Origin of the sequence: Tsukamurella spumae, assembly GCF_012396015.1 — a bacterium.
GTDB classification, from domain to species: Bacteria; Actinomycetota; Actinomycetes; order Mycobacteriales; family Mycobacteriaceae; genus Tsukamurella; species Tsukamurella spumae.
Map to the genome: position 1 here is coordinate 79,793 of NZ_JAAXOQ010000003.1, position 25,496 is coordinate 105,288.

Sequence of the window (25,496 nt, forward strand, 5' to 3'; positions counted from 1 at the left end):
CCGACACAGGAGGACACATGCCGAAGGGGCAGCTGCGCGTCTACCTGGGCGCCGCGCCGGGCGTGGGCAAGACCTACGCCATGCTCACCGAGGGCGTGCGCCGCGCCTCGCGCGGGACGTCGGTGGTCGTCGGCTACGTCGAGACCCACGGCCGGCCCCAGACGGAGGCCCAGGTCCAGGGGCTGCAGGTGATCCCCCGCCGGAAGGTCGAGTACCGCGGAGCGGTGTTGGAGGAGATGGACGTCGACGCGGTGATCGCCGCGCACCCGACGGTGGTCCTCGTCGACGAGCTCGCCCACACCAACGCCCCCGGCTCGAAGAACGAGAAGCGCTGGCAGGACATCGCCGAGCTGCTCGACGCCGGCATCACCGTGATCACCACGGTCAACATCCAGCACCTGGAGTCGCTGGGCGATGTCGTGGAGTCGATCACGGGCGTGCGGCAGCGCGAGACGATCCCCGACACCGTCGTGCGCCGCGCCGAGCAGGTGCAGTTGGTGGACATGACCCCGGAGGCGCTGCGGCGCCGCATGGCGCACGGCAACATCTACCACCCGTCCAAGGTCGACGCCGCGCTGTCGCACTTCTTCCGCATCGGGAACCTCACGGCGCTAAGGGAACTCGCTCTGCTGTGGCTCGCGGACCGGGTGGATGAACGCCTCGAGCAGTACCGTTCCGAGCAGGGCATCTCGGCGGCCTGGCCCACGCGCGACCGCACCGTGGTCGCGCTGACCGGCGGACCGGAGGGCGGGACGCTGCTGCGCCGCGCCGCACGGATCGCGGCGAAGGGCGCGGGCGGCGAGCTGCGGGCCGTGTACGTCGCGCGCAGCGACGGCCTGTCCGGTGCCTCGCCCGCGGCGTTGACGAAGCTGCGGCAGCTCACCGAATCCCTCGGCGGCACGTTCCAGATCGTCACCGGCGACGATGTGGCCGCCGCGATCCTGCAGTACGCGACGTCGGTGAACGCGTCGCGAATCGTGCTCGGCAAGTCGCGGCACCGGGCACTCACGTCGATGGTCCGCTGGCCCGTGTCGGACGCCGTGATCGAGGGCTCCGGCGACATCGACGTGCAGGTGGTCACCCACGAGCGGGCCGCGGGCGCGCGTCGTCGCCGGTTGCTCCCCCGGGTCGACGGGCCCGAGCCGGTGCTGCTCGGCGCGCGCCGCACGATCGCGGGCTGGGTGCTCGCGATCGCCGGGCCGGTGGTGCTCACCGCGCTGCTCGCGCAGACCCGGCACTGGCACTCGCTGCCGACCGAGCTGATGCTGTTCCTCATGCTGACGGTGGCGGTGGCCCTCGTCGGCGGGCTGCGGCCCGCGGTGCCGGCTGCGATCATCGGATCGTTGCTGCTCAACTACTACTTCGCGCCACCGTTGTACACGTTCACGGTGTCGTCGGGCGAGAACGTCTTCGCCGTGGCGATGTTCGTACTGACGGCGATCGCGGTGGCGTCGGTGGTGTCGATCGCGGCCCGGCAGACGGCCCGCGCGGCCCGGGCCCGGGCCGAGGCGGACGTGCTCAGCGGGCTCGCGGACACGCTGCTCGCGGCCGGCACGGAGGGCCGCGCCGAGCTCCCCGCCCTCCTGGACGAGGCCATCGCGACCTTCGGCCTGCGCGGCGCGTCGCTGCTGCGCCGCGATGACGCCGAATCGCCGTGGCAGCTGGTCGCGGGCCGTCGGGAGTCCCCGCCGACTCCCGACGCCGGCACCGACGCGGCGCTGGTCGGCGGCACCGTCGCGCTCGTGGTGGCCGGCGCGCCGCTCAGCGCGTCCGAGCACGGCCTGCTCGTCGCCTTCGCGGCGCACGCGGCCGCCCGGCTGGACCGCGAGGCGCTCACCGCGGAGGCCTTGCAGGCGCGCTCCCTCGCCGAGGGCAATCGGGCCCGGACGGCACTGCTCAGCGCCGTCTCGCACGACCTGCGGACGCCCCTCGCCGGCATCAAGGCCGCCGTGAGCTCGCTGCGCCTGGGCGACGTGGAGTGGTCCGACGAGGACGAGGCGGAGCTGCTGGCGACCATCGAGGAGAGCGCGGACCGACTGGACTCCCTGGTGGGGAATCTGCTGGACATGTCTCGACTGCAATCGGATTCGCTGACGCTACTGACCCGCGAGGTGGGGATCGAGGAGGTACTGCCCGCGATCTGGACGGCGCTCCCCGACGCGGACCTCGCCTTCGAGTTCGCGGGCGACGACGCGACCCCGCCGCCCACCGCACTCGCCGACCCGGGCCTCCTGGAGCGCGTGCTGGCGAACCTCGTCGAGAACGCCGTGCGGCACTCCGGGGATACGACGGTGACCGTGGGCGTCTCGGGCGTGCACACCCCGGACGGCGACCGCCTGCAGGTGCACGTGCGCGATCACGGTCCGGGAGTGCCGCAGGAGCAGCGGGAGGCGATGTTCGCGCCCTTCCAGCGGATGGGCGACGCGCCCGCGGGCAACGGGGTGGGGCTGGGCCTGGCGGTGGCGCGGGGACTCACCGAGGCGATGGGCGGCACGCTCACCGCGGAGGACACCCCGGGCGGCGGCCTGACGATGATCGTGGACCTGCCGGCCGCGCAGCCGGTGTCGAGTGATGAGGTGATCTCGTGACATTCGTTCTGGTGGTCGACGACGAGCCCGCGATCCTGCGGACGCTGCGGATCAACCTCAAGGCCCGCGGGTACGAGGTGGAGACGGCCGCCGACGGGCGCTCCGCGCTGCAGATCGCGCGCGAGCGCACCCCCGACGTGGTGATCCTCGACCTGGGTCTGCCGGACCTGGACGGGACGGCCGTCCTGGAGAAGCTGCGCGAGTTCTGCACCTCGCCGGTGATCGTGCTCTCCGCCCGGCACGGCAGCGATGACAAAGTCGAATCGCTGGACATCGGCGCGGACGACTACGTGACCAAGCCCTTCGCGATGGACGAGTTCCTGGCCCGGGTGCGCGCGCAGGTGCGGCGGACGGGTCTCGTCGACGCGCCCGCGCCCGCGAAGACCGAGGCCTTCGAGGTGAACTTCGAGGCGCGGACGGTGACCCGCGACGGTTCAGTCGTGCGCCTGACCCCCACCGAGTGGAAGATCGTGGACGTGCTGGTCCGCAACGCCGACCGGCTGGTCTCGCAGCAGACCCTGCTGCACGAGGTGTGGGGGCCGTCGTACTCGCGCGAGACCAATTACCTGCGGGTGTACATGGCGCAGCTGCGGCGCAAGCTGGAGCCCGACCCCGCGCACCCGCGGTACTTCGTCACCGAGCCGGGGATGGGTTACCGGTTCCTCCCGTAGCGCCCGGACGGCCCCGGTTCGGGAGCGCCGCGTACCTCCCGCCGGGCACGACGGTGCTCCTGCCGCGCGACTCTCGGATTCTGTCCGGAACGGACATGACGGTGCCCAGGACCTCGAACGCGCGAGCGCGGGCCGCAGCCAGGGCGGCCTCGGCGGACGAGGCGGCGGTCCGGCCGTCGCCGTGTGCAGCGCGGCGATGGGCTGTGCCGAGCTCGCCGACCAGCGGCTCGAGTTCTCGCGCGACTGCGCTGAAGGCGGCCGCCGCGGCAGTTCCCCCGGTCGCGTCGAGGCCGAAGACGCGGGCGATGGTTCGGCCCAGCGAGTCCGCCCACGTCGCCTCCGCGAGTGCGAGCCACGCCGCGATCTCCCGCCGGTCCTCCCGCAGGGCGAGGATCCAGGAGGACTTCGCCGCCCACCCGGTCGCGACGAGGTGGCCGGTGAGCACGGTGTGCAGGTCGTGGAGGAGGTCGCGGAGGGCGATCGGTTCCGGCGAGACATAGGCGAGATCGCCGAGCGGATCGTCGATGCCGGCGTCGGTGAAGAACGCTGCATCCGGCCACGTGTCGTCGGAGCGCCCGTCCTCGCAGGCGCATCCGGCGGGACGATCGCGCGGATCGCGCTCCGGCACGCCGTCCTCGCAACGGCAGTCGTCGGTGATGGCGGACGCCGCCTCGGCCGCGGGGCCGATCGGCCACACGGGCCCCTCGGTGCGACGCGGACGCGGGGCGAGGACGGCGCGCACGGCGTCGGCGGGCTCCGGCAACCACCACGGCGTGCCGAACAGCAGCCGCGCGGTGCCGCCGTACTTGCGCCGCAAGGTCCGCTCGGACACGCGCTCCCCGCTCGGAAGGCGCAGGCGGCGCGCGACCTCCGTCAGGGTCGCGCGATCCAGTCCCTCCACCGCGACCAGCTCCAGCGCAACGCGGACCGCCGCCTCGTGCAGCACCCGATCGCGGATCGGCATCGACCGCTCCTGGAAGTTGTGCATGGCTCCCCCCGAAGTCCGCGTGTTCCCGCCGTCGACGCTACGACGAAGAGCCGCCGACCGGACGAGGACCGGGAAATCCGCGGCCGGCGACGCGGGTCCGGTTCGGGTACGGGGCGGTGCGAGCGCTCGCGCAGGTGCTGTGCATTGCACCGACTTCTGGCTCTCGGATTCTGTCCGTTGCGGACACTCCGTCCGAAACGGACAGAATCCGAGAGCCCGATGAACGAGAACGACACATCCACCTTGACACGATTCCCAGCGGCCGGAAAGGGCTATCCGGTCAGCGCACCGTCGAGGATCTCCAGGCCCTCGTCGATCTCGGCGTCGGAGGCGGTCAGCGGCGGCGCGATCCGGAAGATCGACCCCATGCCCGGCAGCTGCACCACGTTCATGTGCAGGCCCCGTTCGTAGCACCGCTCCGTCACCAGCCGGCCCAATTCGTTCGCGGGCTCCTTGGTCTCCCGGTCGACGACGAGCTCGATGCCCTGCATCAGCCCGCGGCCGCGGACATCGCCGATCGTCTCGTGGCGCGCGGCCAGCTCGTCCAGCCCCGCGCGCAGCCGGGCGCCGCGGGAGGCGACCTGCCCGGCGACGCCGTCGGGGCCGCCGTCGCCCAGCACGTCCAGCACCGTCGTGGCCACGGCCGCCACCATCGGATCGCTGACGTGGGTGGTGAAGAACAGGAATCCGCGCTCGTGGCAGACCCGCTCGATCTCCGCGGAGGTGACGACCGCCGCGATCGGCAAGCCGGCGCCCAGGGTCTTGGACAGCGTGAGGATGTCCGGCACGATGCCGTCGCGCTCGAAGGCGTACGCGGCGCCGGTGCGCCACAGCCCCGTCTGCGCCTCGTCGACGATGAGGAGCATCCCGCGCTCCCGGCACTTGCGCTGCAGGGCGGCGAGGTACCCGACGGGAACGTCGATGATCCCGCCGGAGCTGAGGATCGGCTCCACCAGGCACGCCGCGAGCGCGCCCGTGGACTGCGCATCGATGAGCTCGAACCCGAGGTCCAGCTCGGACTGCCAGTCGTACTTGCCGGCGGCGTCCACGAAGCGGGAGCGGTACGCGTTCGGCGTGGGCAGCGCGAAATTGCCCGGCGCCGTGGGCCCGTACCCCTTGTGCCCCGACGAGTAGGTGGCCGCCGCGGCGCCGGCCGTCATGCCGTGCCACGACTTGGAGAAGCTGACGATCTCGTGCTTCCCGGTGTAGAGCTTGGCCATCCGCAGCGCGGCCTCGTTCGACTCCGCACCGGTGGTCAGCTGCAGGACGTGGCTCAGCGGCTCCGGCAGCGTGGCCGCGAGCCGCTCCGCCAGCGTCAGCACCTGCGGCGAGAGCATCCCCGAGAACAGGTGGTCGAGCGTCGCGATCTCGCGCTGCACGGTCTCCACGATGGCCGGATGACTGTGTCCCAGAATGGCACTCATCTGACCGGAGGTGAAGTCCAGCCAGCGCCTGTCGCCGCTGTAGACGTACGTGCCCGCGGCGCGGTCGACGGGCAGGGGCGCGAAGGTGCCGCCGTAGCGCACGACGTGCGCCGGGGACGATTCCGAGAAGCTCACCCCGCTCACAGTAGTCGCCCCGCCAGGTATCGGGCGGCCACATCGACGGTGCCGTCCGCGAACGCCGGGTCCGCCTCCAGGGCGTGCCCGTGGGTGCCCAGCCAGCCCAACAGTTGCAGCCGGCGCAGCAGCACGAAGTCCGGCAGGAGCGCCGCGTGCGCGTCCGGCAGTGCCCGACGGTGCCGGTACGCCGCGGTCCACGACGCCGCCCACTCCGGCAGCCGCGGATCCGTCTCCACGAACGACGCCGCGGCCGCGAATTCGAAGAGGAGCCAGCCGAACCCGGAGTCGTCGAAGTCGATCACCGTGAACCCGTCGCCGCCGGGCCGTGCGATGAGGTTGGCCGCCCGCAGGTCGCCGTGGATCAGGCCGAACCGGTCGTTAGTGCGGCCGAAACCCTCGATCCGGTCCGCGGCGCGCGCGGCCGCCGGTTCGATCGCCCGACGGTGCGCCTCGCCCACCCCGAGACCCTCGCGCCAGGAGCCCCAGCGGGGCCGCGGCCCGATCGTCTCCTCCAGCCCCCAGGTGAAGCGCGTGAAATCCGCTGGCCGCCGCCAGGTCTCAGCGTGTTCGTGGAAGACCGCGGCGATCTCGCCGAGCGCCGCGAAGTGCGCGAGGTCGAGCGCCGCGTCGGGCACCGGGCCGCCCGGCAGCTCCGCGAACAGGACCGCGCGGCGTCCCGTCGGGCGGTCCACCAGCACCCCGCTGAGCGGCTCGACCACCGGGACCGCGGTGTCGCGGCGCAGCGCCGCGATCCACGCCAGCTCGGACTCGATCGCCGCGTCACCGACGTAACCCGGACGGTGCACCCGCAGCACCGCCGGCCGCGGCCCGCCGCGCACCCGGAACGTGGCGTTCTCGCTGACCAGCAGCGGCACTGCGGTCGCGCCGGGGAGGGCACCGTCGGCGATGCGCTGCGCGATCGCCAGGTCGCTCACTTGACCACCTTCATCGTCATCCGGGAGTCGACGCGCACGATGGCCGGATCGCCCATCAGGTGCGTGGTGACCCACCGCTCGTACGCGTCGAGATCGGCGACGCGGACGCGGATCACGTAGTCGGGGAGGCCGAACATGCGGCGCACCTCGATCACCTCGTCGAACGAGGCGATCCGCTCCTCGAAGGCCTCGACGGAGGCGCGGTCGTTCGCGGAGAGGTCCGCGTGGATGAGCACCTCGAAGCCGCGGCCGAGGGCGGCCGGGTCGAGGACGGCGGTGTACCCGGTGATCACGCCGTCGGCCTCGAGCCGTCGCACGCGGCGCAGGCAGGGCGCGGGCGTGAGGCCGACGCGCTGGGCGAGTTCCTGGTTGGTGAGCCGGCCGTCCCGCACCAACTCGTCGATGATTGCTCGATCGAGTGCATCCACATCCGAGATATTGCCATACCTGCCACCAGTCAGCCCATGTACGCAAGCACATTGCGCACGAAGCGAAATAGAATTGTCCACCATGGGAGTTCCGTCGAAAGTCGCCGTCGTGCAGCTGGGCCTGTTCGTCCTCGGGCTCGGCCTGGGCGTTGTGGTCACCGGGAGCGGGCTGCCGTGGTGGATCGCGCCGGTGCTGTCGATGGCGGTGTACGCGGGCTCGGTCGAGTTCCTGCTCGCCGGCCTGCTCGCGGCGTCGACGCCGCTCGCCGCGATCGCGGCCACCACCTTCCTGGTCAACTCGCGACACCTGTTCTACGGCCTGACCTTTCCGCTCGCGCGGATCCGCAGCCGGCTCGGCCGCGCGTACGGCGTCTACGCCCTCACGGACGAGGCCTACGCGCTGGTGAGCACGGCACCGTCGGCCACGATGACCGGGCCGATGATCCTGCGCACCCAGGTGGGCCTGCACGTCGCGTGGGTGAGCGGCTCGCTGGTGGGCGGGCTCGCGGGCGGCGCCTTCCTGCGCGACGTGCCGGGGGTCGACTTCGTCCTCACCGCCCTGTTCATCGTGCTGGCGCTGGACGCGCACCCCGACCGCACCACCGCCGCCCTCGCGCTGGGCGCCTGCGCCGTCGCGCTGGTCGCGGCGCCCGGCGCGATGCTGCTCGTGGCGATGGGCGGATTCGCGGGCCTGCTGGTGGTGCGGCACGTCGTGGCCCGGCGGGAGGCCGCGCATGCCTAGCACCGGATACCTGCTGACGGGCATCGCCATCGCCGCGGTGGTGACCGTCGCGCTGCGGCTCGCGCCCTTCGGGCTGGCGACGGTGCTGCGCGACTCGCCGCTGCTCGCCGACTTCGGGAAGTGGATGCCCGCGGGGGCGGTGGTGGTGCTGGCCGTGTACTGCATGGCGCAGGTGGACTATTCGGCACCGGCGCACGGCCTGCCGCAGATCGCGGGCGTCGCGGCGACGGTGCTCACCCACCTGTGGCGGCGCAATGCGGTGCTCAGCATCGTGGCGGGCACCGCGGTGTGCGTGGCACTGAGCTACGCGCTGACGTGATGGCAGCATGAGGTGATGCGACACGCCATCATCGACGCCGGGGACGTGCGCCTGCGGGTCCAGCACCACCGGGCGCCGGCACCGTCGGGCCCGCCGGTGCTGCTGATCCACGGCATGGCCGCCGACCACCGGACCTGGCGACGCACCGTGCGGGCCCTGCTCGCGGCGGGCCGCGACACCGTGACCTACGACCAGCGCGGCCACGGCCGGAGCGACCACTCCGCCGAGTACCTGCTCGACGAGCTCGCGGCCGACGCCGCCAGGGTCGCCGAGCACGCCGGGCTGGGCCGGTTCGACGTGGTGGGCCACTCCCTCGGGGGCCAGGCCGCACTGCGGCTCGCGTGGCGCCTGCCCGACGGTGTCCGCCGCCTCGTCCTCGAGGAGATGCCGCCGGTCGCGCTCGAAGCGGAGCAGGTGGCGGAGTCGATGGATCTTCCGCTGACGGCGCGACGGGTGTGGTTGGGGCTCAAGCAGATCGCGCTGACGCCCGGCGCGCTCACCCGGTTCGACAAGTCCATGATGGATTCCGTCTCACCGCAGTTCCAGCCGGATCCGGTGTGGTGGGAGCGGCTGTCCGCGACCTCGCAGGCGGCCCTGGTGATCTCGGGCGGCCCCGGCGACTTCCTGCGACCCGAGTACCTGCGGCTGGTCGCCGACGCCCTGCCGCACGGCACGTACACCGAGTTGCGCGGCGGGCACACCGTGCACCGGGAGGCCCCCGGCGCGTTCGAGCGCGCGGTCCTGGACTTCCTCCGCTAGCGGGACGACGACGCCCGCCCCACCGTGCGGCGGAGCGGGCGTCGCGATACAGCGAGATCCCGTGTGACTACGGGGTGAGCGGAGCCACCTGGCCGCCGGAGAGGCGACGGTAGGCGTAGATGTTCACGAGGGCACCCAGCGGGCCCGTGACGAGCATGCCCACGTAGCAGACGATCGCGCCGGCCCCGGCGACGAGCCCGGCGAGCAGCGTGGTGAGGATCGACGGCCCGGCGTTGTTCTTGACCGTCTCGAAGCTCGCCTTGAGCGCATCGACGCCGGAGACGTTCTTGTCGACCGCGAAGTACACCGAGTAGGCGAACAGGAACGCCGCGACGATGCCCGGGACGATGCACAGCACGTAGCCGACGCCCACCGCGAGGGAGACGAGGATCGCCGTCACCGCGGCGCCACCGAGGTTGCGCGGCTGGAAGAACGAACCGATCGCGACCTCCCGCCCGTCGGCGATGTCCAGCAGGCCGGACGAGTACGAGGCCTGGATGACCAGGCCCAGGAACACGAAGACGACAAGGCCGATGACGGCCACGACCCAGGTCATCGCCGTGGCGGTGGCGGTCGTCTGGGTCGACACCCCGTAGGAGGTGCTACCCGTGACGGTGGTGACGTTCTCGAAGGTGCCCGACAGCAGGAAGCCGAAGAGGCCGCCGAGGACACCCATGACGAGTGCGTAGACGAGCATCGGGACGATCAGCGCGACGGCGTTCTTGCTGAACTTGTTCCACGCCCAGGAGAACGCGTCACCGACGTTGAAGGGCGGCTGGCCGCCGGGCTGCGGCGCACCGAAACCGCCGGGCGGAGGCGGGAATCCGCCCTGCGGCGGGGGCGGGAAGCCGCCGGCGGGCGGCGGGTACCCGCCCTGGCCGTAACCGGGCTGGGGCTGCTGCGGGTATCCACCCTGGTTCGGGTCCTGCGGGTAGCCACCCTGGTCGTCACCAGGGTTGTTCGGCGGCTGCGTCATGGGTCTCCTCCGGGTCGCTAACGGGCGATCCCGGCAAACCTACCAATCGGCGATGACGCGCACCACCGGCTCACCCTCAGCCGCCGCTCGCCTCCCGCTTGGCCTTCCGCAACGCGAACTCCTGCTGCTCGAGACGCAGCGCCTCGTCGGGGGCGGGCGCTCCGCCGCCGAGACGGGCCGGCACCCAGTCTTCACCTGCCGGAGCGGGGAATCCGCGCTGCGCGCGCTCGAGCGCATCGCCCATGGCGGACCGCAGGCGGGTGGTGAGAACGTCGGGGGTGGCACCGTCGGGCAGAAGGGGCGCGCCGACCTCCACGACGACCGGGAAGCGGTGCCGGCCGGCGCGGCGCTGCGTGCCCTTCGACCAGATGCGCTGGGTGCCCCACACGATGACGGGGACGATGGGCACGTCGGCCTCGATGGACATGCGCGCGGCGCCGGACTTGAACTCCTTGAGTTCGAAGCTGCGGCTGATGGTGGCCTCGGGATAGACGATCACGGCCTCGCCGGATTCGAGCGCGGTGACGGCCTCGTGGTAGCTCTCGGCGCCGTGCTCCCGGTCGACGCCGATCGCGCCGCAGTGCTTGATCAGGAAGGCCATGATCTTGATCTTCTTGAGCTCGGCCTTGAGCATGTACCGCGGCCATCGGCCGGCGCGCTTGACGGCGATGCCGGCCTCCAGGAAATCGACGTAGGAGGTGTGGTTGACCGCGAGCAGCACGCCGCCGGACGCCGGGATGTTCTCGAGCCCGCGGTACTGCACGCGCAGTCCCTGCGTCCCGATGATTCCCTTCGCCAGGAGGAAGACCACCTCATAGACGGGTTCGCGCCGCGCCATCACACCCCTCGTTTCGCTGCTCTGAGCCCGAGGATACGACGGCGCGGCGCGAGCCGCGGGGATTCAGTACGCCACGGAGAACCGGGTGCGACGGTGCGCGGGCGCGACGATCTCTTCGACGAGGGCCTTCGCGTAGTCGGCGCCCGAGATCTCGGAGTTGCCGTCGGCATCGGTGAGCAGCAGGTCGCCGCTCGTGCGGTAGGTGCCGCGCCGCTCCCCCGGGTTGAACGAGCCGTAGCTCGCGGCGGGACTCAGGTAGAACCAGTCGACGTCCTCGACGGTGCGCAGGTAGTCCAGCGCACGGTCGTGCTCCTGCGCGATGGGCTTCACCGCGTCGGGGAACGACGGGGTGTCCACCAGCTTCGGGCCGCCCTCGGCGACCAGCAGGCTGCCCGCGCCGCCGACCACGCCCAGGCGGGCGCCCGACTCGCGCGCTCCCACGACCAGCGCCTCCAGGGAGGTCGGCAGGTCCACGCCCTCGCCCGACGGTGCCGCGGTCGGCAGGGCCGAGACGATGACGTCCGCGCCCTCGACGGTGCGCGCGACGAACGCCGCGTCCGTCACGTCGCCGGCGGCGGCGATCGCCCCGGCGGGGACCTTGGCGGTGTCGCGGGCGACGCCGACGACATCGATGCCCCGGCCGATCAGCTCGGCGGTGATGTTCGCGCCCGAGTAGCCGGACGCGCCGAAGACGACGGCCCTCATGCGTTCACCTTCGATCGATTCTTGAACAGGTGGGTGTCGGCGGCGAGCGAGCCGTGCGAGGCGATGCCCACGGCGATCAGGCCGGCGATGAGGGCGAGCGGCAGCTCGTAGCCGCCGCCGGTCGCGAAGAAGCCGTTGTCCCAGTGCACGAAGATGATCGCGCCGAGCATGTCGATGATCCCGAGCACCGCGACGATCGGCACGGCGAGGCCGATGATGAGCGCGGCGCCGCCGACCAGCTCGACGATGCCGGCGAACCATGCGGACAGGGTGGGGAGCGGGACGTCCATCTTGTCGAAGTTCGCGGCGACGTTGTCGATGCCGTAGGTGACGAACTTCTGCCAGCCGTGCGCGAAGAAGATGACGCCGAGGATCACCCGGGCGATCGTGGAGGCGAGGCCCTGGCCCCGCTCGAGCTGTGCGGTCATGTGGACCACTCCGTTCTGATTGTTGAAGCTTCAATCTTGCGCTACCATGGAAGCACAAACGATTCGTAAGCGCAATAGTTCCGTACGTGTTAGGTTCTGCCGATGTCCGAGTTCGACGTCTTCGCGAAGGACTGCCCCTCGCATGCCGTGTTCGCGCACGTCACAGGGCGGTGGGGCGCCCTCGTCCTGGGCCGCCTGAGCACTGAGCCCCAACGCTTCGGCGAGATCCGCCGGCGCGTGGAGGGGATCAGCGACCGCATGCTCACCCAAACGCTGCGGTCCCTCGTCGACGACGGGCTGGTCAGCCGGTACTCCGCCGGCACCAATCCGCCGCACACCGAGTACCGGCTCACCCCCGCCGGGATCGACGTCGCGGGGGCGGTGCTGCGGCTCGCCTCGGCCGTCGAGACGGCCATGACCTCCACGCAACGGTCCTGACGCGCTTCCCCGACCCCGGAGGAATGCCATGACCACCACACCCGCTCTGTTCCTCAGCCACGGCGCGCCGCCGCTCGTCGACGACGCGCGGTGGGTCGCGCAGTTGCAACGGCTCGCCGCCGACCTGCCGCGGCCCGAGCAGATCCTCGTCGTCTCCGCGCACTGGGAGGCGGCCCCGCTCACCGTGGGCGCCACCGATTCCCGGGTCCCGCTCACCTACGACTTCGGCGGCTTCGCCGAGCGGTACTACCGCACCGTCTACCCCTCCCCCGGCGCGCCGGAGCTGGCGGACCGGATCGCCGCCATGACACCCGACGGCCGGCCCGTGCACCGCGACGCGCACCGTCGCCTGGACCACGGCGCGTACGTGCCGCTCACCGTGATGTACCCGGAGGCGGACATCCCCGTCCTGCAGGTCTCGCTCCCCACGCTCGAGCCGGAGGCGTTGTTCGGGCTGGGCCGACGGTTCGCGGAGCTGCGCGAGGAGGGCGTGCTGATCATCGGCTCCGGGTTCACCACCCACGGCCTGCCCTTCCTCACCGACCCGAGCGCCGACGCCGTCGCGCCCGGCTGGTCGGTCGAGTTCGACGCGTGGGCGCACGAGCGGTTCGCCGCCGGTGACGTCGACGGGCTCATGCGCTTCCGCGAGGAGGCGCCGGGAATGCCCTACGCGCACCCGCGAATCGAGCACTTCGCGCCGCTGTTCGTCACGCTCGGCGCGGCGACGGATCCCGAGGCCGCCCCCGAGGAACCGATCGACGGGTTCTGGATGGGGCTGGCCAAGCGCAGCATCGTCGCGGCCTGAGGTCCGGGCCGGCCCGGCGGGCGGGCTCGGCACCGGCCGGGCCCGCGGGCGGGTCAGTCGCCCGGCGCGTCGATGTGGGCCAGCAGGGCCGGATCGGCGGATTCGAGCCGGTCGACGATCTCGCCACCGTCGCACCGCATCAGCGCGACGACGGCACCGTCGGCCGACCGGCGCAGCACCGTCCAGGTGCCGCCGGAGTCCTCCCAGCGCCGCAATTGCTCGAGCGGGGTCATGGTCTCGATGATAGGAGGCCCGCGCGCGGCGGAACGTGCGTCATCCGAACGGATGAGGTCCGCCGGTTTCAACCTTGCAGACATCCGATTCCGGCGTAGTGTGCTGTTCTCACAGTGGACTTCACGGTGGAGTCGTATCGCCGTGTCAGGGAGGGAACACGAGCATGCAGCCGCATGGACCAGCACAGAACTACCCCGGAGCGCCGGGCGGGCCGCCGGCCGGGGGGCAACCGCCGGGAATGCCCGGCGGGATGCCCTTCGGACCGCCGGCCGGATTCGGCCCGCGCCCCGCGTTCCCGATCGCCCGCATCGGCGCGGCGGTGACACTGGCGGCCGGCCTGATCGTGCTGTTCTGCTCGCTGCTCAACCTCTACACGGTCACCGTCACCCCCAGCGCGGCCGACACGTCGAACTACAACGACATCCCCAGCGGCACCGTCGATGTGGGGATCGGCTTCTACAACGTCGCCCCGCTCCCCGCACCCGTGACCGCGCTGGCGATCCCGCTCCTGATGCTCGTCGCGGCGCTCACCGCGCTGCCCGGCGTCCTCGGCCGGGGCGCCCAGGGGTCGCTCGTGTCCGCGGTCGCGGCGATCGCGGCGACGCTGCTCTCGCTCGTGCTGATGATCGCGGACCCGCTGCCCAGCGTGGAGCTGTCCGGCAAGCTCGCCACGGACTTCACGAAGGAGACGAAGTTCTCCTCGATCGACGACCTGGTCGCGCGCGTCGTCGACGTCGGCCCCGGCGCGGGCCTGATCATCGCGCTGATCGTCGGGCTGCTCGCTTCCGCGGGCGCGGTCGTGTCGTACCTCCAGATCGGGGCCCGCAGGCCCGACGGTGCGCCCGGCCCCGTCCCGCCGGTCCCGCCGGCGCCCGGGGCCCCGTACGGCCAGCCCGGCATGGGGTTCACGGGGCAGCTGCCGCGCATCGTCGACGGTCCCGTGCAGCCCGGTGCGCCCGGCCCCGGTCAGCCCGGCCCCGGTCAGCCCGGTAACCAGCCGGGGGCGTGGTGAATCCCGCGCGGATCCTGGCGGCGGTCACCGGCGTCCTGGGTATCGCCGGGCTCGGGCTGACGATGCTGCCGCTGCTGACCATCAAGGCGACCGACGTGCAGCTGCAGTTCGTCAACCCCGGGATCGGGCCGTGGAGCTATTACGGCGGCTACGGCGGCACCGATATGACCCGGTACTGCACCAAGTACCCGGACGAGTGCGTCGTGCGCGGAGCCGCCACTGCCCACATCGGTTTCCTCGACATCGGGCCGATGAGCGTCGCGATGGTCGCGATCATCCCCATCGTGCTGGGGCTCGTCGGCGCGTTGGGCGCGCTGCAGGCGGTGCGCGGCATGCACCCGGGCGGCGCGGCCGGCACGGCCCTGCTCGCCCTCGGCGCGCTCGTCGTCGCCGTGTTCACGTGGATCTCGCCCGGTGTCGCCGTGCACGGCAGCGGTGAGTTCGCCACCGCCAAGTCGTCCGGCTACGACACCGGGATGTCCGTCTCGCCCGGCGCGGGCCTCATCTGCGCCGCGATCGCACTGGTCGCGATCCTGGCCGTCGGCGGTTACCAGGCGATCACGGAGTTGCTCGCGCGCCGCTGACCGGTTCGGCGGAAAACCTGTGCACCGTTGATCAACTCTGAGTTGATCAACGGTGCACAGGTTTCGGCGCGTGCATCGGTTCGATGCCCTCGAGCTCGTTTCAGGCGACGGCCTTCGCGACCAGGGCGGCGATTCGCGCCTCGGTCGCATCGTCGAGGGCCGTGACAGTCCAGACCAGCGGGTGCATGGTGGCACCCTCCTCGAAGGCCGGACTCACCGTCTCACCGAAACCGAAGGCCACGTAGTCCTTTCCCGGCTTGATGTAGCAGATGTCCTCGCCGCCGCCCACGTAGAAGGGCAGGCCCCAGCGGACGACCGGCTCGAGGCCCGGCGCGTTCTCGCGGATGATGGCGTGCAGCCGCTCCCCGATCTCGGCGTACGGCGCGGGCATCGCCCGGAGCTTCGCGAGGACGGCCGCGTCCCCCTTCTTCGAGAACATGATCCCTGAGCTCCCTCGGTTCGCTCGACCCCCGCGGTCGATCCGCCCACGCTACCGCGAGCGCCGGTCTCGGGTACGGGACACGCGCCGGACCCGAAACGAGTTCGGGCGGGGTTCTGATTTCTCAGAACCCCGCCCGAACTGCGGTTTCCTCGGTGGAGCTAAGGGGAATCGAACCCCTGACCTCCTCGATGCGAACGAGGCGCGCTACCAACTGCGCTATAGCCCCTTGCGGAACTCGACCACTCTAGCAAGCCCGCTCGGCAAACTGTTAACCGACCTTGCGCTCGTACGGTTCCCGCACGTCAGCGCGCCGATCGAGGAAGTCGAACTCCTCGGCGCGATAGCGCGGGAGGTGGTCGAAGGCGGGGTCCTCGTCGTCGATCTCCATGACGACGCAGCCGCCGCGGCGCAGGTGCGCGGGGACACCGTCGAGCACCTCGGCCTCGCGCTCGCGCTCCCTGCGGGCCCGCTCCAGCCGCGCGGTGCGGCGACGACGGATCTCGGCCTCGATGCGCACCGTCCGGCGGAGGTAGGTGAGGTAGACGGCCAGCGCGAGCACGACGGCGCCGAGGCTGTACCACGCGAAGGGCACGTTCATCAGCCCCGCGCCGAGCGCGACGACGGCGAGCACACCCAGCGCGAGCGTGACGCGCTGCCGGAAGCGGAAGCGGGCCTCGGTGAGGCGGGCGTCGTTCTCCGGGTCGTAACCGCCACGGCGCCGCTGCGGGCCGTCGCCGCGCGCGTCGATCTCCGCCGGCTCGGCCTTCGGCCGGGTCGCCGGGACGATCTCCTCGGTGAGCTGGTCATCGGCCGCGTCCGCGTCCGCGAGCTCCGCGTCGGCCGGCTCCTCGACGGGCGACTCGTCGGCCGGCTCGTCGACGAGCTCGCTCATCGGCTCGGCCGGTTCGAGATCCTCGGCGACGGGGTCGGCCTCAGCCGCCTGCGCCACGGGTGCCGTCACCCGCCGGACGATCGGATCGGACTCCGGTGCGGCGGCGGTGTCGACGCTCGCGGCCGCATCCGGAGCAGGCACCTCCACAGCAGGCGCGTCCAGGTCGACGATCGACGCCTTCGCGCGCATCGCCGCCCGCTCGACGGTGGGGATCGGAGTGGTGTCGCCGTCCATCGGGCTCGACCCGTGCAGGTCGTCGACATCGGAATCGACGTAGGCATGCGCCTCGGCGTCCTCGTCGGCGGGGAGATCGCCGACGAGCCGCTCGGCGTCCTCGTCCTCCGGGAACTCGGCCTCATCGACCCGATCATCGGCGACGGTGGCCGCCGGCCGGATGCGGCGGCGGACGGCGCGGGTGGCCGAGCCGCCGCGGTGCAGCAGGCGCGTCTTGAGCGTCGCGTCGGACACCTGGTTCACCCTGGGGTGCCGCGCGGCGAGCATCGGAACGAGCACCACCAGCCACGCGACGATCAGCCCCACCCAGAGCAGTGTCTGCGGGATCATGTCGGCTCCCTCCGGCAATCAGCGAGCACGGATCACATCCGTGTAAGTCGCCTCGAAGGCTATTTCACCAGGGGGGATCAGCGCGCCCGACGCGCCGTAGCGAAACCCCAAAAATCTCAAACAGTCACTTCAGTCACACGCGCGTCGTCGCCTCAGAAGCGCGCACGGCCCGACCGCACGACCCGCGCGACCATGGAATCCGCGATCTCCTCCGCGGTGATCGCCACCAGCAGATGGTCCCGCCAGGCACCGTCGACGTGCAGGTAGCGACGCAGCAGCCCCTCCTCGCGGAACCCCGCATTGCGCAGCACCGCGCGCGACCCGCCGTTCTCCGGGCGCACCGTCGCATCCACCCGATGCAGGCCGAGCGTCCCGAAGCAGTGGTCGACCGCGAGCGCGACGGCCACCGTCGCGACCCCGTGGCCGGTCACGGACCGGTCGACCCAGTACCCCACCCACGCGCTCTGCAGCTGTCCGCGGGTGATGTTGCCGATGGTGATCTGGCCGGCGTAGGCACCGTCGACCTCGATGACCATCGGAACGATGGTCCCGGACCGGGCCTGCGAGCGGAGCGAGGCGCACAGAGGGGTCCACTGCGAGGCGGCGTGCCGGCGCTGCCAATTCGTCTCGCCCGACGGTTCCCACGGCTCGAGTTCGGCGCGGTTGAGCAGGCGCAGGCGCGACCACTGCCGCCCGTCGCGGGCGCGGATCGGCCGCAGCCGCACGACGCCGGCGGCCGTGGTGAGCGGCCCGAGTTCGACCTGCCAGTTCGCGCCGAACACCGGCGTCAGCCGCGCTGGGCGAGGAACGCGACCACCACGTCGTCACCCGCGCGGACCTCGGTGACCTCCGGGTCCACCACGATCAGGCAGTTCGCCTCGGCCAGGCTCACCAGCAGGTGCGAGCCGTTGTCCGGGATCGGCGCGACCATGAACTCGCCGGTGTCCTCGTCGCGCATGAGCTGGCCGCGCACGTACTCACGCCGCCCCTCAGGCGACTCGAACGACGCCGCACTCTTCGCGGTCACCAGGCGGCGCATCGGCTGCCGCTTGCCCAGCGCGATCCGGATGAGCGGGCGCACCATCACCTCGAAGGCCACCAGCGCGCTCATCGGGTTCGACGGCAGCAGGAAGGTGGGCACCTCGTCGGGACCGAGGGCGCCGAAGCCCTGGACCGAGGCGGGGTGCATCGCGATCCGCTCGACGACGAGGTCGCCGAGCTCTGCCAGCGCCGACGAGATGTCCTCGGACGCGGAACCGCCGAGCGCGGAGGTCATCACCACGACCTCGGACCGCTGCAGCTGTGCCTCGACGGCCTCGCGGACGCCGTCGGTGCCTACGATGCCCACGCGGTGCACCTCGGCGCCGCAGTCCCGGGCGGACGCGGCCAGGGCGTAGGAGGCCACGTCGTAGACCTGGCCCGCGCCGGTGTCGCGATCGATGTCGACGAGCTCCCGGCCCACCGAGATCACCGCGACGCGCGGGCGGGGATGCACCGAGACCTTGTCCTGCCCGACCGCGGCGAGCAGGCCCACCTGGGCCGGTCCGACGACGGTGCCGCGCCGCACGGCCACGTCGCCGGGCTGCACGTCGTCGCCCGTGCGGCGGACGTACTGCCCGGACCGGACGGAGTGTCCGACACGGACTTTCGACAGCCCACCGTCGGTCCACTTATCGGGGAGGACGGCGTCGGCGAGCGTGGGCAGCGGCGCGCCGGTCTCGACCTTCACGGCCTGCCCGGGCTGCAGCCGGATGGGCTGCCGGTTGCCCGCGCGCACCTCGCCGACCACGGGCAGCGTGACGATGATCTGCTCGCCGGTCTCCTCGTCGGCGGCGCCGGCGTCGGCGACATCGACGGAGCGGACCGCGTAGCCGTCGATCGCGGCCTGGTCGAACGCGGGGAGGGCGTTCTCGACGACCACTTCCTCCGCGCACATGAGGCCCTGCGCCTCGGAGATCCCCACGCGCACCGGCCGCGGCGCCACCGCCGCGGCCGTGACCCGAGCCAGATGGTCCTCCACGGAGCGCATGTCCTCGGCCTCCTACTTGTTCAGGCGATCCTGCAGCCAGGAGCGCAGGTCGGGACCGTAATCGTCACGATCCAATGCCAAGTCAACCGCAGCCTTGAGGTAGCCCCCGGGATTTCCGAGGTCGTGTCGGGTTCCGTGATGGACCACGACGTGCACGGGATGCCCCTCTTCGATGAGCAGCGCGATGGCGTCGGTCAGCTGGATCTCGCCGCCGGCGCCCGTGTCGATGCGCCGCAGCGCGTCGAAGATCGCGCGGTCGAGCAGGTAGCGCCCCGCGGCGGCGAAGTTCGACGGTGCGTCCTCGGCCTTGGGCTTCTCGACCATGCCGTTGACCTTGAGCACGTCGGGATTGACCGCGTCCGGCACGGTCTCGACGTCGAACACGCCGTAGCTGCTGATCTGGTTCTCGGGCACCGCGATGGCGCAGAGCACCGAGCCGCCGCGCTTCTCCCGGACCTTCGCCATCGTGGTGAGCACGCCGATGGGGAGCACCAGGTCGTCGGGGAGGAGGACGCAGATCGCGTCCTCATCGTCGTCGAGCACCGGCTCGACGCAGGCCACGGCGTGCCCGAGGCCCAGCGGCTTGTCCTGGATCACGGCCTCGGCGTGGATCAGGTTGGGCGCGCGGCGCACCTTGTCGAGCATCGCGGTCTTGCCGCGCTTCTCCAGCGTGCCCTCGAGCACCAGGTCCTCGACGAAGTGCGCGACCACGCCGTCCTTACCCGGGCTGGTCACGATGCAGAGCCGCTCCGCACCCGCCGCGGCCGCCTCCTCGGCGACGAGCTCGATGCCGGGAGTGTCGACGACCGGGAGCAGCTCCTTGGGAACCGTCTTCGTCGCGGGGAGGAATCGGGTGCCGAGACCGGCGGCGGGAACGACCGCGGTTCTCGGGATGGAGGGCAAAGTGCTCATCCCTCCACCATAGGGGAGGTCACGCTCGGGTAACGAAGCGGCGCGGGCGGGTGGGAGGATGGCGCGGTGACCGATACCGGACCGGACCCCGTCTCCGCGGCGAAGGCGCAGTGGCGTGCGCGGTTGCGGCGCGGGCGGGCCTCGATGTCCGACGGTGCGCGCGCCGCCGCGGCCGCGGCGCTGGTCCGGGTGGTGTCGGGACTGGACCTGGGCGTCGTCGCCGCGTACGTGCCGGTGGGTTCGGAGCCGGGTTCGATCGAGCTGGTGGACGCCCTGGGCCCGCGGGTGCTGCTGCCGGTGACGCCGCCGGTTCCGGGGCCGCTGGACTGGGCGTGGAGCGGCTCGCTCGCGCCGGGACCCTTCGGGCTGCTGGAGCCGACGGGGCCACGACTGGGCGGCGATGCCCTGGCCTCGGTGGACACGGTGCTGCTGCCCGCTCTGGGTGTCTCGCGCGCCGGCGTGCGGCTGGGGCGGGGTGCGGGGTACTACGACAGGTCCTCGCTCTCCGGCCCGCGGTTGATCGCCGTGGTCTACGACCACGAGCTGGTGGACTTCCTGCCCTCCGAGCCCACGGATGTGCCGGTGGACGGGGCGCTCACGCCGTCCGGGCTGGTCGAGTTCTGAGACGGTCTAGATCAGCAGGCGGGAGATGTACTTCTGGCCGTACGCGCGCAGCGCATCGGGGTCACTGACCTGCAGCCCGGTGGGCGAGTTGGAGAGCAGGGAGCCGGTGATCCGGAGCATGAGATCGACCACGGAGCACAGCTCGGCGTAGTCCTGCTCGGCGCCGGAGTTGCGCAGCCGGATGACGATGCCCTGGATCAGCAGGTCCCACACGCCGCGCGGGATGCGCAGGAAGTACTCGGGCTCGGCGGCCAGCACCTTGGACACGGCCATGTTCGACTCGGCCTGCCCGATGCTCAGCGCGAACACCTCGACCAGCGTCTGCTGCGGCGTGTACCCGACGATCGTCTTGTCCAACTTGCGGCGCAGCGTGCGGATCTCGATGGCCACGACGCGGGCGATCAGCTGGTCGCGGTTGGGGAAGATCCGGTACAGCGTGCTGCGGGAGACGTGCGCCTGCTTGGCGACCTGGTCCATGCTGACGCCGGGAATCCCGTTCGCGGCGATCACCTCGCGGGCGGCGTCCACGATCCGTCGCGCGGGCGACGGCGTACGCGGGGCACTCATGGCCGTATCGTATCCGCTCACACCCCTGGCACTCGAATCGCCGGAGTGCTAATTGAGCGGTAGAATCGATCGGTGCCTACCTATTCGTACCAATGCAAGGAGTGCGGCGAGGCCTTCGACGCCGTGCAGTCCTTCTCCGACGATCCGCTCACGGTGTGCCCCAACTGCGGCGGCCCGCTGCGGAAGCTGTTCAACTCCGTCGGCGTCGTGTTCAAGGGCAGCGGCTTCTACCGCACCGATTCCCGCAGCTCAAAGGCCGATACCACCGCGAAGTCGGAGACCAAGAGCAGTTCCGACACCGCCGCCAAGGTCGACAAGGCCACCAGCTCCTAGCCTTGCTACGTTGCTGGCATGACCCACGTCTTCGATGAAGCGACCGCCGTCGAGCCGATCGCCGGCGGCTTCCGCGCCCACACGCACCCGGCCTACAACAACATGGTCGGGCCGTTCGGCGGGATCACCGCCGGCACCGTCGTGGCGGCGCTGCAGGCGCATCCCGAGGCGCAGGGCCATCCGCTGAGCCTCACACTGAACTTCGCCGCCCCGATCAAGGACGGCGCTTGGGACCTCGCGGTCACCGTCCTGCGCACGAACCGCACCAATCAGCACTTCGTCTTCGTCCTGAGCCAGGGCGACGGCCCCGTCGCCTCCGGTACCGCGGTGTTCGGCACGCGCCGCGACACCTGGGGCGCCACGGAGACGCCGTTCCCGCAGGTCCAGGCACCGGAGGACTACCCGGAGCAGTCGATGCCGGACTTCGTGGAGTGGGCCAAGAACTACGAGACCCGCTTCGTCGAGGGCAGCCTGGTCATGGACGGCCCGCAGGACGACTCGACCACCACGATGTGGCTGCGCGACAAGCCCGCTCGCCCGCTGGACTACCCGGCGCTGGCGTCGATCGCGGACTCCTTCTACCCGCGGATCTTCCGCCGTCGCGGCACCTACGCCCCCGCTGGCACCATCTCGCTCACCACCTACTTCCACGCGAGCCCCGCGGAACTCGAGCAGCAGGGCGCCGAGCACCTCCTCGCGACCGCCCGGGCGGCGCGCTTCGGCCATGGCCATTTCGACCAGTACGGCCAGGTCTGGGGGCGGAACGGCACCCTGCTGGCGACCACGCACCAGATCGTCTACTACAAGGATCCGCAGGCCTGATCGGGGCCGTTCCTCCACAGGAACGGGGTTATCCACAAGGGCGGCTTCCGGGCCCCTTTCCGACGGTCCGCCGTCGGCGCACCGTCGTAGATTCCGGGCATGGAGTCCTTGCAGCCGACCGGTGTCGAACGGATGCGGGCCGCGCTGCGGCCCGGGTGGGCGCGCACGCTGACGGCTCGGCGGGCGGCGGCCGCGGCGCTGGCGGTGGTGGCGCTGATCGTCGCGGTCACGAGCCGGCCGAGCGGGCCGCAGGCGCAGGTGCTCGTCGCGGCGCGCGAGCTGGGGCCGGGAGGGAAGCTCGTCGGCGAGGATCTCGTGGTGCGCACCGTTCCGGCGGACCTCGCGCCCCAGGACGCGCTGACGCGTCCGGACGAGGCGGTCGGACGGTCGGTGACGGGGCCCGTCGGCGCGGGCGAGATCCTCACGGGCCGAAGGGTGCTCAGCGACCGCACCGCGGGCTTCATCCGCCCCGGCTCGCGGCTGGTGCCGATCGCGCTGCAGGACGCCGCCACGATGGACCTGCTCCGCCCCGGCGACGTGGTGGACGTGGTGGCGCAGCGCAAGCCCCGCGCCGGCGAGCGGGACGACGCTGCGCCCTCCGTCCTGGCCCGCTCGGCCACGGTCGCCGTCGCCGCAGCGGCGCAGGCCTCACGGCAGCAGGCCCGCACCGTGATGCTCGCGATGTCCGAGACGGAGGCGCACGCCGTCGCCGCCGCGGCGCTCAGTTCACCACTGTCCGTGGTGTTCCGGTGAGGCCGGGCGACGACCGGCGCCGAGGCTCGCCCGGCGGCCCCGACGGCAACGTCCCGACAACCGCACCTCCACGACTCGGCGGCCGCGGGTACTCCGACGTCGACCTGGAACGCCGACTCGAATGGCAGATGGACGTCGCTATGCTCCGTCGAATCAAGGTCCCACAGGTACCTCTTGCCGAGGTCATGTTCCACGTCCACGCACTCCAGGAGCTTCGCCGGCGACTCCTCATCTCCGGCCGAGTGGACGAACGCGTCGGCAAGCCCTTGGACCGGAGGGAACGCACTGTCGTGGACACGCTGGTCGCCGAGGGCCGGAACGTCACGGTTCTCGCTCGGGCGCGGACCGGCGACTCGACGCCCGATATCGCAGTCGATGGCCGGGCCGCGGAGATCAAGTCGTCCACCCGAGGGAATGCTCGAGCGTTCGCATTCCGGGTGGGCGAGGTGTGGGACCGGCAAGGTACCGGCCTCGTGTTCGTGAACGCGGACGAGTCGGCGATCGATCACGCCGACCTCGTCGGAGCGATGCAGGCGCTGGTCGCGCATGGCGACGCCGCGTATATTCGGGTCATCGGACGTCGTGCCGACATCGAGCTCGGGAGGTGGCCGTGATGCGCAACGATCTCATTCTCACGGCTCAGGTCGACGATCCGACGGGCCGGTTCTCACAGTTCGTCGCAGACCTCGCCGCGTCGCTCGGAGCGAAGGACAGCGCCGTGCGAACGAGGCCGAACGGCCGTCGGGCCGTCATCCGTACCGCTACGGGGGTCGTCACCCCGGGCGTGTCCGAAGGAGGGTTCGGCGTCGGCATCGAGAGCGTCACCGACGACGATCATGCGCACAATTCGTACGCCGATCGAGTGCACATCGCCGTGGCGTCCGCGCTCCCCGACGTGCGAGTCGACCTGCTCGACGAGACCGACCAGGTGATCCGGAGCGTCACCCAACACACGCCGGCGGCCTAGGAATCGCTGAGTCTCTTCGTCGATCCCGGGCAACGGGTTCCGGATGGCGGCGCTCAGCCGACCCGGTAGGTGAGCTCGCGGATCAGCCACTTCTGGCGCTTGCGCGCCACCTCGGCGACGGCGGGGCCGTAATAGAAGCGCAGGTAGTCCTCGCCGTTGCGGCGCAGCGCGCGGGTGGGCAGCGTGGCCAGTTCGGCGGGCGGCGCGAGCTTCGCGGCCTCCGGCATGCGGATGGCGCGCTGCAGCCACCGGCGCTGCTCGTAGATCATCCAGGTCCACGCGCCGCCGAGGAGCGAGAGCGTCACCGCGCACTTGAGCACGATGAGCAGAAGCACCACCATGGGGTTCTCGCCGCTCGGCGCGTTCCACCAGAAGTGCATGAAGTAGGCGAGCACGATCGGGATCGCCGCGAGCGCCGGCCGGATCCGCAGCAACGCCAGGCCGAGCGCGAAGAACCCCGTGTACACCCAGTGCGATTGGAAGCCGAAGAGCGCGCGCATGAGCGTCACCGTGAGCGCGCCCACGGTGTCGGACTGGGCATCACGGACCGCGAAGGTCACTGCGTACGAGAGGTTCTCGACCACTTGGAAGCCCAGACCCGCGAACGCGCCGACCGCGAAGATCTGAAGCGGCCTGCGCAGGCGGTCGCGGAACATCACCAGCAGCAGCGCGACGCCGGCGCCCTTGATGGTCTCCTCGTCCAGCGGTCCGATGAGGGCCGCACCCCAGGTCGTGGAGCCGGGATCGTCGAGCACGTCGTTGACGGCGTCGGAGGCGAACCCGTTGATCTGCAGGGCGAGCCCGCAGGCGCCGATCGCGCCCCACGCGAAGGCGAGGGCCCACACCGTGCGCAGCTGGGCGTGCGAGCGGTCCAGCGCCCAGATGATCACGGCGATCAGCGCGGCGGCCAGCAGGATGATCGGCAGCGCGACCGCGACCGCGCCGCCCGCCTCCGCGATGCGGGGCACCATGTCGCGCACGAGCACGAACGCGCCGAACGCCGAACCCGCCAGGAACACCCAGAAGCTGATGGTCGTGAGCTGCGCGCGCATCAGTCCTCCCGCAGGGTCTGGACGAGCGCGGTCAGGTCGGGAGCGGCACCGTCGGGCCCGCGCAGCGTGAGCACCGTGACCAACAGGTCCGAGTGGCCCACGACGGCGCACTCCCCCGACCGGCCGCCACCCGACGCGGCGCAGCTGCGACCCGCGAACTGCGGGCCGCGGATGTCGCCGGTGAAGTGCGCGTCGACGCCGCCCGCCTCGAACTCGCGCAGGCGGCGCGGTGCGGCAGTGTCGAAGTCGGTCATGCCGGTCGTGAGGCGCACGGACAGCGAGCTGCCGCTGGGGTGCACGAAACGCATAACATCGGCCCGGCCGGACGGCACCTTGTCCCAGCCCGACGGTGCGCGGAAGTCCACTCCCGCAGAGGCGTTCCCGACGCGATAGGTGTGGTCGGCGACGGGCGTGCGCGGTGTGGGCACGGCGCGGTCCACGCCGTACCACCCGGCGGCGAGCCCGCCGACGACGAGAATCACACCCGCCGAAACGCCCGCGTCGACTGCGCGGATTCGGTTCATACG

The 25,496-nt window shown here is 71.6% G+C and carries 32 protein-coding genes and 1 tRNA gene; 15 read left to right on the forward strand and 18 right to left on the reverse strand.

The window, feature by feature from the left end:
• The first annotated feature begins 17 nt into the window (after positions 1-17).
• Positions 18-2,588 (forward strand): ATP-binding protein, encoded by a 2,571-nt coding sequence (locus HF999_RS03230; protein WP_168544500.1) that lies wholly within the window; start codon positions 18-20, stop codon positions 2,586-2,588.
• Complete coding sequence (locus tag HF999_RS03235) at positions 2,585-3,259, forward strand: response regulator (RefSeq protein WP_168544501.1); 675 nt, start codon at positions 2,585-2,587, stop codon at positions 3,257-3,259. Before HF999_RS03230 ends, HF999_RS03235 begins: the two co-directional genes overlap by 4 nt.
• Here the strand turns inward: HF999_RS03235 and HF999_RS03240 are convergent.
• The 4 genes from HF999_RS03240 to HF999_RS03255 form a co-directional block, all read right to left on the reverse strand.
• On the reverse strand, positions 3,222-4,247 hold the full coding sequence (locus tag HF999_RS03240) for a hypothetical protein (protein WP_168544502.1): 1,026 nt from the start codon (positions 4,245-4,247) through the stop codon (positions 3,222-3,224). The two genes, HF999_RS03235 and HF999_RS03240, sit on opposite strands and share 38 nt — an antisense overlap.
• 272 nt (positions 4,248-4,519) lie before the next feature.
• Positions 4,520-5,815, reverse strand: coding sequence for an aspartate aminotransferase family protein (locus HF999_RS03245; RefSeq protein WP_376766469.1), 1,296 nt, complete (start codon positions 5,813-5,815; stop codon positions 4,520-4,522).
• Positions 5,812-6,744 carry a phosphotransferase enzyme family protein gene (locus HF999_RS03250; protein ID WP_168544504.1) on the reverse strand — a complete coding sequence of 311 codons (933 nt, stop codon included), beginning with the start codon at positions 6,742-6,744 and terminating at the stop codon, positions 5,812-5,814. Before HF999_RS03250 ends, HF999_RS03245 begins: the two co-directional genes overlap by 4 nt.
• Entirely contained in the window at positions 6,741-7,172 is a 432-nt protein-coding gene (locus HF999_RS03255) for an Lrp/AsnC family transcriptional regulator (RefSeq protein WP_168544505.1), read from the reverse strand. Before HF999_RS03255 ends, HF999_RS03250 begins: the two co-directional genes overlap by 4 nt.
• A gap of 82 nt (positions 7,173-7,254) precedes the next feature.
• Here HF999_RS03255 and HF999_RS03260 point away from each other — a divergent pair, with 82 nt between their 5' ends.
• Genes HF999_RS03260 through HF999_RS03270 form a run of 3 tightly spaced genes read left to right on the forward strand, consistent with a single transcriptional unit; the run spans position 7,255 to position 8,992 of the window.
• The gene (locus HF999_RS03260; RefSeq protein WP_168544506.1) at positions 7,255-7,914 is read left to right on the forward strand and encodes an AzlC family ABC transporter permease; all 660 of its coding nucleotides are present in this window, start codon (positions 7,255-7,257) and stop codon (positions 7,912-7,914) included.
• Positions 7,907-8,233 carry a branched-chain amino acid transport AzlD family protein gene (locus tag HF999_RS03265; protein WP_168544507.1) on the forward strand — a complete coding sequence of 109 codons (327 nt, stop codon included), beginning with the start codon at positions 7,907-7,909 and terminating at the stop codon, positions 8,231-8,233. The genes HF999_RS03260 and HF999_RS03265 overlap by 8 nt, the downstream gene beginning before the upstream one ends.
• A 15-nt stretch (positions 8,234-8,248) precedes the next feature.
• Positions 8,249-8,992: an alpha/beta fold hydrolase gene (locus HF999_RS03270; protein ID WP_168544508.1), complete on the forward strand. Its 744-nt coding sequence runs from the start codon at positions 8,249-8,251 to the stop codon at positions 8,990-8,992.
• 67 nt (positions 8,993-9,059) lie between these two features.
• On the opposite strand, the gene HF999_RS03275 is transcribed toward HF999_RS03270, so the two are convergent.
• From HF999_RS03275 to HF999_RS03290, 4 genes are all read right to left on the reverse strand, one after another.
• Positions 9,060-9,968: a DUF2189 domain-containing protein gene (locus HF999_RS03275; RefSeq protein WP_168544509.1), complete on the reverse strand. Its 909-nt coding sequence runs from the start codon at positions 9,966-9,968 to the stop codon at positions 9,060-9,062.
• A 76-nt stretch (positions 9,969-10,044) separates the two neighbouring features.
• Complete coding sequence (locus HF999_RS03280; RefSeq protein ID WP_168544510.1) at positions 10,045-10,806, reverse strand: lysophospholipid acyltransferase family protein; 762 nt, start codon at positions 10,804-10,806, stop codon at positions 10,045-10,047.
• Positions 10,807-10,869: 63 nt separating this feature from the next.
• Positions 10,870-11,511 carry an NAD(P)-dependent oxidoreductase gene (locus tag HF999_RS03285; protein WP_168544511.1) on the reverse strand — a complete coding sequence of 214 codons (642 nt, stop codon included), beginning with the start codon at positions 11,509-11,511 and terminating at the stop codon, positions 10,870-10,872.
• Positions 11,508-11,939, reverse strand: a complete 432-nt coding sequence (locus tag HF999_RS03290) for a DoxX family protein (RefSeq protein WP_168544512.1) — start codon at positions 11,937-11,939, stop codon at positions 11,508-11,510. The genes HF999_RS03285 and HF999_RS03290 overlap by 4 nt, the downstream gene beginning before the upstream one ends.
• 102 nt (positions 11,940-12,041) lie before the next feature.
• On the opposite strand from HF999_RS03290, the gene HF999_RS03295 reads away from it, so the two are divergent.
• The gene (locus HF999_RS03295) at positions 12,042-12,377 is read left to right on the forward strand and encodes a winged helix-turn-helix transcriptional regulator (protein WP_168544513.1); all 336 of its coding nucleotides are present in this window, start codon (positions 12,042-12,044) and stop codon (positions 12,375-12,377) included.
• Between the two features lie 28 nt (positions 12,378-12,405).
• A complete protein-coding gene (locus tag HF999_RS03300) occupies positions 12,406-13,182 on the forward strand; it encodes a dioxygenase family protein (protein ID WP_168544514.1) in 777 nt (258 codons plus the stop codon).
• Between the two features lie 53 nt (positions 13,183-13,235).
• Here HF999_RS03300 and HF999_RS03305 read toward each other — a convergent pair whose 3' ends face one another.
• The gene (locus HF999_RS03305; RefSeq protein WP_168544515.1) at positions 13,236-13,415 is read right to left on the reverse strand and encodes a hypothetical protein; all 180 of its coding nucleotides are present in this window, start codon (positions 13,413-13,415) and stop codon (positions 13,236-13,238) included.
• 251 nt (positions 13,416-13,666) lie between these two features.
• Here HF999_RS03305 and HF999_RS03310 point away from each other — a divergent pair, with 251 nt between their 5' ends.
• Both HF999_RS03310 and HF999_RS03315 read left to right on the forward strand, forming a co-directional pair.
• A complete protein-coding gene (locus HF999_RS03310; RefSeq protein WP_168544516.1) occupies positions 13,667-14,428 on the forward strand; it encodes a hypothetical protein in 762 nt (253 codons plus the stop codon).
• Positions 14,422-15,012, forward strand: coding sequence for a hypothetical protein (locus tag HF999_RS03315; RefSeq protein ID WP_168544517.1), 591 nt, complete (start codon positions 14,422-14,424; stop codon positions 15,010-15,012). Before HF999_RS03310 ends, HF999_RS03315 begins: the two co-directional genes overlap by 7 nt.
• Positions 15,013-15,112: 100 nt before the next feature.
• Here the strand turns inward: HF999_RS03315 and HF999_RS03320 are convergent, their stop codons facing one another.
• The 6 genes from HF999_RS03320 to HF999_RS03345 all read right to left on the reverse strand — a co-directional run bounded on the left by HF999_RS03320 (position 15,113) and on the right by HF999_RS03345 (position 19,851).
• Entirely contained in the window at positions 15,113-15,451 is a 339-nt protein-coding gene (locus HF999_RS03320; RefSeq protein ID WP_168544518.1) for a DUF1801 domain-containing protein, read from the reverse strand.
• 156 nt (positions 15,452-15,607) lie between these two features.
• Positions 15,608-15,680, reverse strand: a tRNA-Ala gene (locus tag HF999_RS03325).
• A 42-nt stretch (positions 15,681-15,722) separates the two neighbouring features.
• Entirely contained in the window at positions 15,723-16,910 is a 1,188-nt protein-coding gene (gene sepX, locus HF999_RS03330) for a divisome protein SepX/GlpR (RefSeq protein WP_168544519.1), read from the reverse strand.
• Positions 16,911-17,062: 152 nt separating this feature from the next.
• A complete protein-coding gene (locus tag HF999_RS03335) occupies positions 17,063-17,692 on the reverse strand; it encodes a GNAT family N-acetyltransferase (RefSeq protein WP_312853998.1) in 630 nt (209 codons plus the stop codon).
• 5 nt (positions 17,693-17,697) lie between these two features.
• Positions 17,698-18,939, reverse strand: coding sequence for a molybdotransferase-like divisome protein Glp (glp, locus tag HF999_RS03340; protein WP_168544520.1), 1,242 nt, complete (start codon positions 18,937-18,939; stop codon positions 17,698-17,700).
• 12 nt (positions 18,940-18,951) lie between these two features.
• A complete protein-coding gene (locus HF999_RS03345) occupies positions 18,952-19,851 on the reverse strand; it encodes a UTP--glucose-1-phosphate uridylyltransferase (RefSeq protein WP_168544521.1) in 900 nt (299 codons plus the stop codon).
• Between the two features lie 144 nt (positions 19,852-19,995).
• Here HF999_RS03345 and HF999_RS03350 point away from each other — a divergent pair, with 144 nt between their 5' ends.
• Positions 19,996-20,475 (forward strand): 5-formyltetrahydrofolate cyclo-ligase, encoded by a 480-nt coding sequence (locus HF999_RS03350; RefSeq protein WP_168544639.1) that lies wholly within the window; start codon positions 19,996-19,998, stop codon positions 20,473-20,475.
• A 6-nt stretch (positions 20,476-20,481) separates the two neighbouring features.
• On the opposite strand, the gene HF999_RS03355 is transcribed toward HF999_RS03350, so the two are convergent.
• Positions 20,482-21,042, reverse strand: coding sequence for a TetR/AcrR family transcriptional regulator (locus HF999_RS03355; protein ID WP_168544522.1), 561 nt, complete (start codon positions 21,040-21,042; stop codon positions 20,482-20,484).
• Between the two features lie 72 nt (positions 21,043-21,114).
• Here HF999_RS03355 and HF999_RS03360 point away from each other — a divergent pair, with 72 nt between their 5' ends.
• The 5 genes from HF999_RS03360 to HF999_RS03380 all read left to right on the forward strand — a co-directional run bounded on the left by HF999_RS03360 (position 21,115) and on the right by HF999_RS03380 (position 23,917).
• The gene (locus HF999_RS03360; RefSeq protein WP_068574848.1) at positions 21,115-21,375 is read left to right on the forward strand and encodes an FmdB family zinc ribbon protein; all 261 of its coding nucleotides are present in this window, start codon (positions 21,115-21,117) and stop codon (positions 21,373-21,375) included.
• Positions 21,376-21,393: 18 nt separating this feature from the next.
• The gene (locus HF999_RS03365; protein ID WP_068747065.1) at positions 21,394-22,197 is read left to right on the forward strand and encodes an acyl-CoA thioesterase; all 804 of its coding nucleotides are present in this window, start codon (positions 21,394-21,396) and stop codon (positions 22,195-22,197) included.
• A 99-nt stretch (positions 22,198-22,296) separates the two neighbouring features.
• The gene (cpaB, locus tag HF999_RS03370; RefSeq protein WP_068574844.1) at positions 22,297-22,950 is read left to right on the forward strand and encodes a Flp pilus assembly protein CpaB; all 654 of its coding nucleotides are present in this window, start codon (positions 22,297-22,299) and stop codon (positions 22,948-22,950) included.
• Positions 22,951-23,135: 185 nt separating this feature from the next.
• Entirely contained in the window at positions 23,136-23,564 is a 429-nt protein-coding gene (locus tag HF999_RS03375) for a hypothetical protein (protein ID WP_068574842.1), read from the forward strand.
• Positions 23,564-23,917, forward strand: coding sequence for a hypothetical protein (locus HF999_RS03380; protein WP_139058093.1), 354 nt, complete (start codon positions 23,564-23,566; stop codon positions 23,915-23,917). Before HF999_RS03375 ends, HF999_RS03380 begins: the two co-directional genes overlap by 1 nt.
• Positions 23,918-23,970: 53 nt before the next feature.
• Here HF999_RS03380 and HF999_RS03385 read toward each other — a convergent pair whose 3' ends face one another.
• Both HF999_RS03385 and HF999_RS03390 read right to left on the reverse strand, forming a co-directional pair.
• Positions 23,971-24,969, reverse strand: coding sequence for a PrsW family intramembrane metalloprotease (locus HF999_RS03385; protein WP_068747066.1), 999 nt, complete (start codon positions 24,967-24,969; stop codon positions 23,971-23,973).
• Positions 24,969-25,493: a hypothetical protein gene (locus HF999_RS03390; protein WP_168544523.1), complete on the reverse strand. Its 525-nt coding sequence runs from the start codon at positions 25,491-25,493 to the stop codon at positions 24,969-24,971. The genes HF999_RS03385 and HF999_RS03390 overlap by 1 nt, the downstream gene beginning before the upstream one ends.
• Between the last annotated feature and the right edge of the window lie 3 nt (positions 25,494-25,496).

Coding starts and splice junctions, on each gene's coding strand:
- HF999_RS03280 (WP_168544510.1), bottom strand. CDS start 10,806: ATGGCGCGGCGCGAACCCGTCTATGAGGTGGTCTTCCTCCTGGCGAAG.
- HF999_RS03365 (WP_068747065.1), top strand. CDS start 21,394: ATGACCCACGTCTTCGATGAAGCGACCGCCGTCGAGCCGATCGCCGGC.
- HF999_RS03260 (WP_168544506.1), top strand. CDS start 7,255: ATGGGAGTTCCGTCGAAAGTCGCCGTCGTGCAGCTGGGCCTGTTCGTC.
- HF999_RS03320 (WP_168544518.1), bottom strand. CDS start 15,451: ATGTTCTCGAAGAAGGGGGACGCGGCCGTCCTCGCGAAGCTCCGGGCG.
- HF999_RS03285 (WP_168544511.1), bottom strand. CDS start 11,511: ATGAGGGCCGTCGTCTTCGGCGCGTCCGGCTACTCGGGCGCGAACATC.
- HF999_RS03300 (WP_168544514.1), top strand. CDS start 12,406: ATGACCACCACACCCGCTCTGTTCCTCAGCCACGGCGCGCCGCCGCTC.
- HF999_RS03345 (WP_168544521.1), bottom strand. CDS start 19,851: ATGAGCACTTTGCCCTCCATCCCGAGAACCGCGGTCGTTCCCGCCGCC.
- HF999_RS03385 (WP_068747066.1), bottom strand. CDS start 24,969: ATGCGCGCGCAGCTCACGACCATCAGCTTCTGGGTGTTCCTGGCGGGT.
- sepX (WP_168544519.1), bottom strand. CDS start 16,910: ATGATCCCGCAGACACTGCTCTGGGTGGGGCTGATCGTCGCGTGGCTG.
- HF999_RS03390 (WP_168544523.1), bottom strand. CDS start 25,493: ATGAACCGAATCCGCGCAGTCGACGCGGGCGTTTCGGCGGGTGTGATT.
- HF999_RS03290 (WP_168544512.1), bottom strand. CDS start 11,939: ATGACCGCACAGCTCGAGCGGGGCCAGGGCCTCGCCTCCACGATCGCC.
- HF999_RS03240 (WP_168544502.1), bottom strand. CDS start 4,247: ATGCACAACTTCCAGGAGCGGTCGATGCCGATCCGCGATCGGGTGCTG.
- HF999_RS03375 (WP_068574842.1), top strand. CDS start 23,136: ATGTTCCACGTCCACGCACTCCAGGAGCTTCGCCGGCGACTCCTCATC.
- HF999_RS03310 (WP_168544516.1), top strand. CDS start 13,667: ATGCCCTTCGGACCGCCGGCCGGATTCGGCCCGCGCCCCGCGTTCCCG.
- HF999_RS03355 (WP_168544522.1), bottom strand. CDS start 21,042: ATGAGTGCCCCGCGTACGCCGTCGCCCGCGCGACGGATCGTGGACGCC.
- HF999_RS03265 (WP_168544507.1), top strand. CDS start 7,907: ATGCCTAGCACCGGATACCTGCTGACGGGCATCGCCATCGCCGCGGTG.
- HF999_RS03295 (WP_168544513.1), top strand. CDS start 12,042: ATGTCCGAGTTCGACGTCTTCGCGAAGGACTGCCCCTCGCATGCCGTG.
- HF999_RS03230 (WP_168544500.1), top strand. CDS start 18: ATGCCGAAGGGGCAGCTGCGCGTCTACCTGGGCGCCGCGCCGGGCGTG.
- HF999_RS03305 (WP_168544515.1), bottom strand. CDS start 13,415: ATGACCCCGCTCGAGCAATTGCGGCGCTGGGAGGACTCCGGCGGCACC.
- HF999_RS03270 (WP_168544508.1), top strand. CDS start 8,249: ATGCGACACGCCATCATCGACGCCGGGGACGTGCGCCTGCGGGTCCAG.
- HF999_RS03380 (WP_139058093.1), top strand. CDS start 23,564: ATGCGCAACGATCTCATTCTCACGGCTCAGGTCGACGATCCGACGGGC.
- glp (WP_168544520.1), bottom strand. CDS start 18,939: ATGCGCTCCGTGGAGGACCATCTGGCTCGGGTCACGGCCGCGGCGGTG.
- HF999_RS03275 (WP_168544509.1), bottom strand. CDS start 9,968: ATGACGCAGCCGCCGAACAACCCTGGTGACGACCAGGGTGGCTACCCG.
- HF999_RS03350 (WP_168544639.1), top strand. CDS start 19,996: ATGTCCGACGGTGCGCGCGCCGCCGCGGCCGCGGCGCTGGTCCGGGTG.
- cpaB (WP_068574844.1), top strand. CDS start 22,297: ATGGAGTCCTTGCAGCCGACCGGTGTCGAACGGATGCGGGCCGCGCTG.